This is a genomic window from Lysobacter korlensis (genome assembly GCF_042434515.1).
Genome location: NZ_JBHLTG010000002.1, coordinates 1 through 10,662, shown reverse-complemented (window position 1 = coordinate 10,662; position 10,662 = coordinate 1). Strand labels below are relative to the sequence as shown.

The following is a 10,662-nucleotide window of genomic DNA, read 5'->3' as shown; positions in this document are numbered from 1 at the left end:
TCCCGCCGCTGTTCCCGTTCCGGCCTGTTGCGCCCGTTCTGCCGGGAACAATAGGCCGGAATGGGAACCATCGCCTTGTCAGTGGGTCGGTAGGGTGAAGGCATGACACGGGTGCTCGTACTCAACGGACCGAATCTCGGGCGCTTGGGCAGCCGCGAGCCGGACGTGTACGGCAACCAAGACCTCGACGCCCTGCGACGGCTTCTCGACGGCAGCGCCGACGGTCACGAGATCGACCTTCGCCAGACGGACGATGAGGCGGAGCTCATCGGATGGCTGCACGAGGCCGTCGACTCGTCCAGCCCGGTCATCCTGAACCCGGCCGCGTTCACCCATTACAGCTACGCCCTGCGCGACGCGGCGGCACAAGTGACCAAGGCTGGCGGCACGCTGCTCGAGGTGCACATCTCGAACCCTCATGCGCGTGAGGAGTTCCGGCACACCAGCGTCATTTCGGGTGTGGCGACCGGGGTGATCGCGGGACTCGGCTTCGACGGGTACGTGCTCGCGCTTGAATACGTCAAGCGCAAGCTCGCCTGACCTCCGTGCCGGGCTGAGGGTTTCGAGAGGGCCCTGGCGGGCCTCCTCGACCACCGAGGCGTCCTCGACCGCCGAGTCACGACTACACTCGATCGGGCGCTTTCGCGCACTTTCCCTGACGAAACGGATTCTCCTTCGCATGGCCACGACGAACGACATCAAGAACGGCAGCGTCCTCAACATCGACGGACAGCTCTGGAACGTCATCGAGTTCCAGCACGTCAAGCCCGGCAAGGGCGGCGCGTTCGTGCGCACCAAGGTGAAGAACGTGCGCAGCGGCAAGGTCGTCGACCGCACCTTCAACGCCGGCACGAAGATCGACTTCGCGAGCGTGGACCGCCGGGACTTCCAGTACCTGTACAAGGACGGCGGCGACTTCGTGTTCATGGACACGACCGACTACGACCAGATCACCGTCCCGGGCGACGTCGTCGGCGATGCCGCGAACTTCCTGCTCGAGCAGCAGACCGTGACCGTGGCCACCCACGACGGCGAGCCGCTCTACGTCGACCTGCCGGCCTCCGTCGTGCTCGAGGTGACGTACACCGAGCCGGGCCTGCAGGGGGACCGCTCGACCGGCGGCACGAAGCCCGCCACCGTGGAGACGGGCTATGAGATCCAGGTGCCGCTGTTCCTCGAGACGGGCACCAAGGTCAAGGTCGACACGCGCACGGGTGAGTACCTCGGCCGCGTGAACGACTAGTGAGCGCCCGCACCAAAGCCCGCAAGCGCGCCCTCGACATCCTCTACGGCGCGGATGTCCGCCAGGAGAGCGTCGCCGACGCGCTCGACCGGGAGTCGCGCCGAGCCCTCGACGAGCCGCAGCGCCGGTCATCGTGGGAGTACGCCCGCGAGATCGTCGAAGGCGTCATCGAGCACCGAACTTCGATCGATGAGCTGATCGAGACGTACGCGCAGGGCTGGACGATCGAGCGGATGCCCGCCGTCGACCGCGCGATCCTCCGGATCGGCATCTGGGAGCTCGCACACAACTCCGAGATCCCACCCGGCGTCGCGATCGCAGAGGCGGTCGAGGCGGCCTCCGTGCTGAGCACCGAAGACTCCGCCGGGTTCGTGAACGGGCTGCTCGGACGGATCGCGGCAGCGGTCCGCTGACGCTGAGATATCCGATGCCCTCCGGCGTGCTCGTTCTCGACTTCGACGGCACCGTCTGCCTCGGGGACGCCCCGGTCTACGAATACGCGGCCGCTGTGGTCCGCAGGCTGCCGGAGGCCGAGCGGCCGGCGGGCGAGGAGCGCCTGCACAGCGCACTGGCCGGCTTCTTCACCGGCGTCCGGAACCCGGACCTCGCCGAGGCACCCGACGGCTATTACGCGGTCGCCGCGCTGGCAGCGGAGCTCGGCGTCTCGGACGCCGACCGGAACGCCGCGTACCTGGAGAGCCGCACCGCCGTGCACGCCGGCGAGGTGCCGATCTTCGCGCCGCCCGGCCTCCGGGATGTGCTGGACGAGGCGCGCAGGCATGCGCGCGTGGTGCTCGTGACGAACGCGCCGGAGCGAGGCGTCGAGTCGCTGCTCGGCATCCTCGGCCTCGGCGAGGTGTTCGACACGGTGCGCGGCGACGCGGGGAAACCGGCAGGGATGGGGCCGATCCTCGACGCCCTGCTGGAGGACGCCGCGCTCAGGGCGACACCGGATCGGCTGCTCAGCGTCGGGGACATCTGGGCGAACGACCTGGCGCCAGCCGCCGAACGCGGCTGCTCGACCGCACTGATCGACCGGTACGGCCTCGGTGACGGCGAACCGACGCACGTCGCGGCCGCGATCGTGGAGCTGTACCCGGCGATCCTGAACTGGGCCCGTCGCGGCGGCGCGGCGGATTAAGTTTCGGTAAAGACGGATGATCGCGCGCTGAATTCCAGAGCGCCGGCGCGGAGTCGCGACTAGCGTCGAGACGATCCCTTCCACTGTCCTCGGGCGCTCCGGCCATAGCACCGCTCGACCGCCCGTCGGTCCGAACTCCAGGAGTACCGAATGTCCAGAAGGATTCCGCGGATGGCCTCGGTCGCCGCAGCTGCAGCGCTCACGCTGGGTCTCGCCGCCTGCGCCGGTGGCGGTAGCGGCGGCGGCGGGGGCGGGGGCGGCGAGAACGGCGGCACGGAGGGCGGCGACGCACCGGAGGAGCTGGTGCTCGGGCTCGTGCCGTCCCAGGACGTCGACCAGCTCGTCCTCGATGCGGACGAGCTCGGCGAGATGCTCTCCGACGAGCTCGGCATCCCGGTGACCGCGACCGTCACCGACAGCTACAACGCGCTCGTCGTCGCGATGCAGGCCGGACAGGCCCACATCGGGATGTTCGGTCCCATCGCGCTCGTCCAGGCCATCGACCAGGCGGGCGCCGAGGCGGTGCTCCAGTCCGTGCGTTTCGGATCGAGCACCTACGTCACCCAGTGGTACACGAACGACCCCGACCGGTTCTGCCTGGACGAGGTCGTGACCGATGACGAAGGATTCACCTTCTGCAACGGCACCCTCGACGCGGAGGGCGGCCCGGTGGGCGAGGAGGCACTCGCCGAGATCGCGCAGGACGAGGTGATCGCATTCGTCGACGAAGGGTCGGCGTCGGGCTACTACTACCCGGCGACGCAGCTGGCCGAGGCCGGACTCGACCCGTTCGACCTGAGCGGCGCGTTCTTCGCCGGCGGCCACCCGAACGCCGTGACGGCGGTCGCGGACGGCGACGCAACGGTGGGCGTGAGCTTCAACGACGCCCGCGGCGAGCTCGTGGAGGAGCGCCCCGAGATCGGTGAAGAGGTCACCGTCTTCGCGTACTCCGAGAACATCCCGAACGACGGCATCGCCCTCGCCGGATCGCTGTCGGACGAGCTGAAGGAGCAGATCACCGACGCGTTCCTCGCCATCGCGGAGGACGAAGAGGGGCTCGAGCTGCTGCAGGCGATCTACAACATCGACGGCCTCGTGCCGGCGGACCTGGACGCCCTCGACGCGGCCCGCCAGGTCGAGGCGAACTTCGGCGACCAGTAGCAGGCCGGACTGATCGGGCCGGCGTGCGAAGATACGCTGGCCCGATCAGCCCGTGATCCCAGGAGAAGCGCCCGTGATCCGCTACACCGACGTCAGCGTCCGGTACCCGAACGGCACGGTCGGGCTCGACGCCGTCGACCTCGAGATCCCCGATGGGCAGTTCGTCGTCGTGGTGGGTCTCTCCGGTGCCGGCAAGTCAACGCTGATCCGCACGATCAACGGCCTCGTGCCGGTCACGAGCGGGCAGCTCGAGGTCGCCGGGCGGCGGGTCGACGGGGCGAGCAAACGGCAGCTCCGCGAGCTGCGCTCCCGAGTCGGGATGATCTTCCAGTCCTTCAACCTGGTGAGCCGCACGACCGTTCTGAAGAACGTCCTGGTCGGCAGGCTCCACGCCACGCCGACGGTGCCGTCGCTCTTCGGGGTCTACCGGAAGGACGACGTCGAGGTGGCCTTCTCCGCGCTGGAGCGTGTCGGCATCGTCGAGAAGGCGTACACCCGCGCCTCCCAGCTGTCCGGCGGGCAGCAGCAGCGGGTCGCGATCGCGCGGGTGCTGGCGCAGCAGCCCGAGGTGATCCTCGCCGATGAGCCGGTCGCGTCACTCGACCCGCCGACCGCGAACCTGGTGATGCGGGATCTGCAGCGGATCAACCGGGAGCTCGGCATCACCACGGTGGTGAACCTCCACTTCCTGGACCTCGCGAGGACCTACGCGCAGCGCATCATCGGCATGCGCGCAGGCAAGATCGTGTTCGACGGCACTCCGTCGGAAGCCGACGACGCCGTCTTCGCCCGCATCTACGGCCGGTCGCTCACCGCCGAGGATGTGCTCGCCCCTGGCGCGCAGGTGGGGGCGGACACCGAAGCGCCGGCACCGCACGAATGAGCGGCGCGACCGCACCGGCCATCCCGTCCGCCGGACGTCCGGCGAAGCCCCGGCGCATGTGGGGCACCTGGGTGCTCGTCGCGCTCGCGATCGCCGTGACCATCGCCGCCGCCGACTTCATCGGATTCGACCTGGCGCCGCTGTTCACGGACACCGGCCGCGGATGGTTCATCATCCAGCAGTTCCTGCAGCCGAACTGGGCGTTCCTCGCCCGCACCGTGGACCCCTGGCTGGACACGCTCGCAATCGCGATCCTGGCGAGCCTCGCCGGGTGCCTGCTGGCGCTGATCGCGTCGATGCTGGCATCGCCGGTGACGGCGCGCTCCCCGTGGGTGTACCGCACCGCGAAGGCGGTCTTGGCCGCTCTCCGCTCGCTGCCGGATGTCGCATGGGCACTGCTCTTCGTCGCCTTCGTCGGCATCGGCACGCTCGCCGGCATCCTGGCGCTCATCATGTTCAATCTCGGCATCGTCGCGAAGCTCACCGCCGAGACCATCGACGCGGTCGAGCCCGGCCCGCTCGAGGCCGCCGACGCGGCGGGCGCCGACACCGTTCAGCGGGCCAGGGTCGCGGTGATCCCGCAGATTCTGCCGAACTACTTCTCCTACGCCATGTACGCCTTCGAGCTGAACGTCCGCGCGTCGGTCGTGATCGGTCTCGTCGGCGCCGGCGGGATCGGGAGCGTGATCTTCGTCGAGCTCGCCCGATTCAACTACGCGAACCTCTCCGCGCTCGTCGTCGCCCTCTTCGTCGTCGTGTTCGTCATCGACTCGGCATCGCGGTTCGTCCGGAAGCGGCTCATCGGATGACCGCCGCGACCGCCACCGGCGCCCGCACCGAACGACCGAAGCGGCCGAGCAAGGCGCGCTACGTCGCCCTCGAGATCGCGGCGCTCGTTCTCGTCGTCGTATGCCTGATCGGCGTCGACGCCAAGTGGGCGCGCCTGCTCGAGGCTCCGGGCGAGATCTGGAACTACCTCGGGCTCATGGCCCGCGGTGTCTTCCAGAACCCCTTCGCCGACCCGTACGCCGAATACTGGACGACCTCGTTCGAGTTCATGTTCGAGTCGCTCGCGATGGCATGGGTCGGCACCGTGATCGGTGCGCTCCTGTCCGTCCCGTTCGGCTTCCTCGCCGCCTCGAACGTCGCTCCGGCGCCGGTGGTCTTCGTCGTCCGGCAGTTCCTGAACGCGATCCGCGCGATCCCGGACGTCATCCTCGCCATCGTGATCATGGTGCCGATCTTCGGGCTCGGCCCGCTCCCCGGTGCGCTCGCCATCGGCGTCGGCTCGATCGGCACGCTCGGCAAGCTCACCAGCGAGGTGATCGAGGGCATCGCCACGGGCCCGGTGGAGGCGCTGCGCTCGTCCGGCGCTCGGCCGCTCCAGGTGCTGCGCTGGAGCGTCCTGCCACAGGTGCTGCCCGAGATCGTCGCCTTCTGGCTCTACCGGTTCGAGGTCAACATCCGCGCCAGCGCCATCCTCGGAGTCGTCGGCGCCGGCGGCATCGGCTCGCTGCTCTCGCGGGTGTTCGACGGCCGCGACTGGGACCGGGTGGGCATCGCCCTGGTCGTCATCATCGGGGTCACCATGATCGTCGACCAGATCTCCGCGTCGCTGCGACACCGGATCATCACCGGGGGAGAGCGGATAGAGTCCACACCGAGGACCCTCGCCGACTTCAGCTGAGGGCCGGACGAGCCGAACGTTTCGCTGTGTGACGCGCCAGGATGCGGCCCGGCGCCCAGGTGCTTAGGTTCGGACGGTGACGATCCCCGTGAACCCATCGGCGACCGCGTCCGCACTGCGTGTGGAGCTCGCGGGAGTGGGCAGGCGCTTCCCCGACCGGGACGGCGCGCGCACCGTGCTCCGCGACATCGATCTCACCCTCGCGCCGGGCGAGATCGTCGCTATCCTCGGCCCGTCCGGCTGCGGCAAGTCGACCCTGCTGCGGCAGATCGCGGGACTCGACGACCCGGACCTCGGCAACGTGCGGCTCGACGGCACGCCGGTGGGGGAGATCGACCAGCGCTGCGCCGTCGCCTTCCAAGAACCCCGGCTGCTGCCGTGGCGGACGATCGAGCGGAACGTCGCCGTCGGCGTGCCCCGCGGCACCGACCGCGCCCGCGGCGCCGAGCGGGTCGCCGAACTGCTGCGCCTGGTGCACCTGGAGCATGCGAGGGGCCTCCGCCCGCGCCAGGTCTCCGGCGGGATGGCCCAGCGTGCGTCGCTCGCCCGCGCGCTCGCCCGTGGTCCTGGCGTGCTGGTGCTCGACGAGCCGTTCGGTGCGCTGGACGCCCTGACGCGGCTCCAGATGCAGGACCTGCTGCTCGAGATCCACGCCGCCGAGCCCGCCACGATCGTGCTCGTCACCCACGACGTCGATGAGGCCCTCTACCTGGCCGACCGCGTCGTGCTGCTCGGCGAGGAACCTGAGCGTCCCGGGGAGGGCGCCACCATCCGCAGCGTCGTTCCGGTGTACGCACCACGCCCGCGCGACCGCGCCGACGCCGCCCTCGCGCTGCTCCGCGCCGAACTGCTCGACGGACTCGGCGTGCCGAGCCATCACACCGCCGCCTGACTTCAGAACCACCTCCGCTCGCATCCGCACCTCGAGACCACAGCACCTCGACCACACCGAAGGAAATCGATCCATGAACCGCAGAACCGCCGCTCCGATCGCCGCACTCGCGGCCACCGCCGCGCTGACCCTCGCCGGCTGCGCAGCGGGTGAAGGGTCATCCGTTGCGCCGAACGCCGCCTCGTCGGCCGAGGGCTGGAGCTCCGACGAGCTCAGCATCGACTTCGCCACCTACAACCCGCTCAGCCTGATCATCAAGGAGCAGGGCTGGCTCGAGGAGGCGACCGACGGCGAGGTCACCGTCAACTGGCTGCAGTCGGCCGGCTCGAACAAGGCGAACGAGGCACTTCGGGCCGGGGCGGTCGACGTCGGCTCCACCGCCGGTTCCGCCGCGCTGCTCGCCCGCTCGAACGGCTCACCGATCCAGGTCATCGACATCTACACGCAGCCGAACTGGTCGGCGCTGCTCGTCCCCGCCGGCTCCGACATCGGATCCGTCGAGGATCTCGAGGGCAGGAGCGTCGCCGCCACGAAGGGCACCGACCCGTATTTCTTCCTGCTGCAGTCGCTGGCCGAGCACGGACTCTCGCTCGACGACATCGAGCTGCAGAACCTGCAGCACGCCGATGGCAAGGCTGCGCTCGAGTCCGGCGCCGTCGAGGCCTGGTCGGGTCTCGACCCGATGCTGTCCACGGCCGTGGCCAACGAGACCGCGACGATCATCTACGACAACGTGGACTTCAACACCTACGGGTTCCTCAATGCGACCGAGTCGTTCCTCGAGGAGTCTCCGGACTTGGCGCAGCTGGTCGTCGACACCTACGAGCGGGCTCGCGCGTGGGCGCTGGAGAACCCGGATGAGACGGCTGCGATCCTCGCCGAGGTCGCGGGCATCGAGGTGCCGATCGCCGAGGCGACCCTCGAGCGCACCTACATCGACATCGACCCGGTGCCGGGCGAGGAGCAGCGCGCCGTGCTCGAGGTGGTCGGCCCGATCTTCGTCGAATCCGGGGACGTCGCCGACCAGGGCCTGATCGACGACGCCCTGGAGGGCCTCTTCAACCCGACCTTCGCCGAGCAGGCAGACCCGTCGGGGGAGTAGCGACGGAGGACCGATGGCCGAGCGAACGAGATCAGGAGGAACCGTGAGCACAACCACGCCCACGCGCCCCGGCGCCCGCACGTCACCCGAGGACGGCGCCCCGGAGTCGAACGCCACCCTGACGCAGTTCGCCTCGAGCTTCGGCTTCTCGGCCGCGGGGACCGCGCTGGGCTCTCGGCGGCGCGGGTCGCGCGCCCTGCCTCGGACCATCCGAGTCTTCGGAGGAGCGGTCCTGCCGGTGGTGCTGCTCGTCACCTGGCACCTCATCGCGACCTCAGGGCTCGTGCCGTCGTACCGGCTGCCGTCGCCCGGCGCTGTCTGGCAGGCGGGGGTCGACATGTGGACGGGCGAACAGAACCTGCTCGGCGGCTACATCGCGATCTCGACCCAGCGGGTGCTGCTCGGCTTCGCGGCCGGGGCACTGGCCGGCATCATCCTCGGCTCCGTCGTTGGACTCTCGAAGTGGGCGAGCGTGCTGCTCGCTCCGACGATCGGCGGCTTCCGCGCGGTTCCATCGCTCGCCTGGGTGCCGCTGCTCATCCTCTACCTCGGCATCAACGAGGACTCCAAGGTGACCCTCATCGCCATCGGCGCGCTGTTCCCGATCTACACCACGGTCGCCGGCTCCCTGCGCCACGTCGACCCGCACCTCGTGGAGGTCGGCCGGGCGTACGGAATGAACCGCGTCACGCTGCTCGGCCGGGTGCAGCTGCCCGCCGTGATCCCCTCGGTCGTGTCCGGTCTTCGACTGGCCCTCGCGCAGTCGTGGCTGTTCCTCGTGGCCGCGGAGCTCATCGCCTCGTCGACCGGCCTCGGGTTCCTCCTCGTCGACTCGCAGAACAACGGCAGAATCGACCGGCTGTTCCTCGCCATCGTGCTGCTCGGCGTGCTCGGCAAGACCACCGACGCCCTGCTCGGTCTGCTGGAGCGCTTCCTGCTGCGCCGCTGGACCTGACGCGAACCCAGAAGGACCCGGTCCCCTCTGGGGCCGGGTCCTTCTGCGTGGGTGTGCGGTCGTGCGGTCAGCGGTTCGCGATCGCGGCGGCCTTGGCGCGCTTCGCCTTGGCGGTGTGGGTTGCGACCACAATGAGCGCGGTGACGAGCACCAGGTTCTTGGCGATGAACTCACCCTCCAGCGTGACGACGAACGGGTTGCCGTCGAAGGCGACATCCGGGTGGACGACGAACACCAGGAAGGTGCCGAACAGGTGCGCCACCTGGATGGCGGCGATCCACGGCACGAAGAGGCCGACGGCGAGGGCGAGCCCAAGCACGACCTCAGCGATGCCCATGCCCATCACCGCGGTCTCGGCCGGCACGAATGGCACCATGCTGGCGACGAGATCGGCGACCGGGCTGAGGCCGAGGATCTTGAGGGCGCCGAACCAGATGTAGACGATCGCGAGGGCGATCCGGAGCATCGGCACGGCGAACGGCTTGAATACGGCGATCACCACATCGGCGAGGTCGCCGAGGAGGCTGAACGGAGTGCGGCGTGCGACTCCTGCCTCGATCGGCTGGGTCGCGGCGGGAGCGGTGGCGGACTTGGGAGCGGGGCGCTCGATGAGGGTGGTCATTGTTCCTTCGGTTCCTTTCGGGGTGGTGAACCCAGATTGGAAGGCGGGGCGTCCCGGGCTGTAGAGACCGCGGTCTCGTTGTCCCGGGACTCGCTGTCCGGGACGCTCCCGGGTCATTGCGGGCCTTTTGTCGGGCGCCCTTCCTGGGCCGCGCCAACGCGACATGATCGGCCAGAGAACCTTGCCGCTCGGCGGACCTCTCCTCCACAGACGAAGCGAATGGTCTTCTCACCAGCAAATCTGTGGATACTACTTCTCCACATTGCCTAGGACAAACGTTCGATACGTGGGAGAATGAAGGCATGCCAGCAGTCCTCGAGATCCTCGCCGAAGTAAAAGCGGCGACATCTCGACTGCGGCTCGAGGGGGCGGCGTTCGCGCCACTCGATGATGAGGACCTGATGCAGGCGCAGCGGCTGTATGCCGATATCGCCGGCGACATCGCGGCCGGTGCTGCGGCCAACGCGGGTGAGATCGCGTGGCGGTCCCGGCCGGATCTCGGCTATGCCGGTCTGGCGCAGCGCACCGGTGCGCGGACGGCGGAGTCGTTGGTGCAGCAGCTGACCGGCTCGACCGGGCGGGAGGCGGCCACCCTGGTGCGGGTGGGCAAGGTGATGCATGAAGCGGAGCTGGTGCCGCCGACTCCCGAGGGTGACACCGCGACGGCTGAAGCGGCGGCGCCGCCGTGGGATGGGACCGGCACGGCGTGGCTGGCACCGGTGGGGCGTGCGGTCGCGGCTGGGAGGCTTCCGGTGGTGGCGGCGGATGCGATTCGAACCGGGCTGGGCACTCCGAGCGAGACGGTCACGATCGCGATGCTCACCGCGGCGGCGGAGCGGCTGGTGGCCGAGGCGGCCGGGTTGAACGCGGATCAGCTGCTGAAGCGGGCGCGGGCGGTGCGGGACGAGATCGACGCGGAGGGCATCGCGGTGCGGGAGGCGCAGCGGCATTCGCAACGGTATTTCAGAGTGTTCCG

13 protein-coding genes are annotated in these 10,662 nt (G+C 69.5%); 12 read left to right on the top strand and 1 reads right to left on the bottom strand.

Annotation, left to right across the window (positions count from 1 at the left end; genetic code table 11):
• The first annotated feature begins 102 nt into the window (after positions 1–102).
• From ACFFGH_RS09225 to ACFFGH_RS09175, 11 genes are all read left to right on the top strand, one after another.
• Positions 103–540 carry a type II 3-dehydroquinate dehydratase gene (locus ACFFGH_RS09225; RefSeq protein WP_386667511.1) on the top strand — a complete coding sequence of 146 codons (438 nt, stop codon included), beginning with the start codon at positions 103–105 and terminating at the stop codon, positions 538–540.
• 139 nt (positions 541–679) lie between these two features.
• A complete protein-coding gene (gene efp / locus ACFFGH_RS09220; protein ID WP_386667509.1) occupies positions 680–1,243 on the top strand; it encodes an elongation factor P in 564 nt (187 codons plus the stop codon).
• Positions 1,243–1,656 carry a transcription antitermination factor NusB gene (gene nusB / locus ACFFGH_RS09215; protein ID WP_386667507.1) on the top strand — a complete coding sequence of 138 codons (414 nt, stop codon included), beginning with the start codon at positions 1,243–1,245 and terminating at the stop codon, positions 1,654–1,656. Before efp ends, nusB begins: the two co-directional genes overlap by 1 nt.
• A 14-nt stretch (positions 1,657–1,670) precedes the next feature.
• Entirely contained in the window at positions 1,671–2,384 is a 714-nt protein-coding gene (locus ACFFGH_RS09210; RefSeq protein ID WP_386667505.1) for an HAD family hydrolase, read from the top strand.
• 150 nt (positions 2,385–2,534) lie between these two features.
• Positions 2,535–3,545: a phosphate/phosphite/phosphonate ABC transporter substrate-binding protein gene (phnD, locus tag ACFFGH_RS09205; protein ID WP_386667503.1), complete on the top strand. Its 1,011-nt coding sequence runs from the start codon at positions 2,535–2,537 to the stop codon at positions 3,543–3,545.
• 73 nt (positions 3,546–3,618) lie between these two features.
• The gene (gene phnC / locus ACFFGH_RS09200; protein ID WP_386667501.1) at positions 3,619–4,428 is read left to right on the top strand and encodes a phosphonate ABC transporter ATP-binding protein; all 810 of its coding nucleotides are present in this window, start codon (positions 3,619–3,621) and stop codon (positions 4,426–4,428) included.
• Entirely contained in the window at positions 4,425–5,237 is an 813-nt protein-coding gene (gene phnE, locus ACFFGH_RS09195; protein WP_386667499.1) for a phosphonate ABC transporter, permease protein PhnE, read from the top strand. Before phnC ends, phnE (ACFFGH_RS09195) begins: the two co-directional genes overlap by 4 nt.
• Positions 5,234–6,115, top strand: coding sequence for a phosphonate ABC transporter, permease protein PhnE (gene phnE, locus ACFFGH_RS09190; protein WP_386667497.1), 882 nt, complete (start codon positions 5,234–5,236; stop codon positions 6,113–6,115). Before phnE (ACFFGH_RS09195) ends, phnE (ACFFGH_RS09190) begins: the two co-directional genes overlap by 4 nt.
• Positions 6,116–6,191: 76 nt before the next feature.
• Positions 6,192–7,007 carry an ABC transporter ATP-binding protein gene (locus ACFFGH_RS09185; RefSeq protein ID WP_386667495.1) on the top strand — a complete coding sequence of 272 codons (816 nt, stop codon included), beginning with the start codon at positions 6,192–6,194 and terminating at the stop codon, positions 7,005–7,007.
• A 73-nt stretch (positions 7,008–7,080) separates the two neighbouring features.
• Entirely contained in the window at positions 7,081–8,109 is a 1,029-nt protein-coding gene (locus tag ACFFGH_RS09180) for an aliphatic sulfonate ABC transporter substrate-binding protein (protein WP_386667493.1), read from the top strand.
• Positions 8,110–8,152: 43 nt separating this feature from the next.
• On the top strand, positions 8,153–9,064 hold the full coding sequence (locus ACFFGH_RS09175; protein WP_386667491.1) for an ABC transporter permease: 912 nt from the start codon (positions 8,153–8,155) through the stop codon (positions 9,062–9,064).
• Between the two features lie 67 nt (positions 9,065–9,131).
• Here ACFFGH_RS09175 and ACFFGH_RS09170 read toward each other — a convergent pair whose 3' ends face one another.
• Positions 9,132–9,686, bottom strand: a complete 555-nt coding sequence (locus ACFFGH_RS09170; protein ID WP_386667489.1) for a DoxX family protein — start codon at positions 9,684–9,686, stop codon at positions 9,132–9,134.
• Between the two features lie 302 nt (positions 9,687–9,988).
• Here ACFFGH_RS09170 and ACFFGH_RS09165 point away from each other — a divergent pair.
• On the top strand, positions 9,989–10,662 hold a 674-nt coding region (locus ACFFGH_RS09165; protein WP_386667487.1), incomplete at its 3' end, for a DUF222 domain-containing protein.

Coding starts and splice junctions, on each gene's coding strand:
- ACFFGH_RS09225 (WP_386667511.1), top strand. CDS start 103: ATGACACGGGTGCTCGTACTCAACGGACCGAATCTCGGGCGCTTGGGC.
- phnE (WP_386667499.1), top strand. CDS start 4,425: ATGAGCGGCGCGACCGCACCGGCCATCCCGTCCGCCGGACGTCCGGCG.
- ACFFGH_RS09210 (WP_386667505.1), top strand. CDS start 1,671: ATGCCCTCCGGCGTGCTCGTTCTCGACTTCGACGGCACCGTCTGCCTC.
- phnE (WP_386667497.1), top strand. CDS start 5,234: ATGACCGCCGCGACCGCCACCGGCGCCCGCACCGAACGACCGAAGCGG.
- efp (WP_386667509.1), top strand. CDS start 680: ATGGCCACGACGAACGACATCAAGAACGGCAGCGTCCTCAACATCGAC.
- ACFFGH_RS09180 (WP_386667493.1), top strand. CDS start 7,081: ATGAACCGCAGAACCGCCGCTCCGATCGCCGCACTCGCGGCCACCGCC.
- phnD (WP_386667503.1), top strand. CDS start 2,535: ATGTCCAGAAGGATTCCGCGGATGGCCTCGGTCGCCGCAGCTGCAGCG.
- ACFFGH_RS09170 (WP_386667489.1), bottom strand. CDS start 9,686: ATGACCACCCTCATCGAGCGCCCCGCTCCCAAGTCCGCCACCGCTCCC.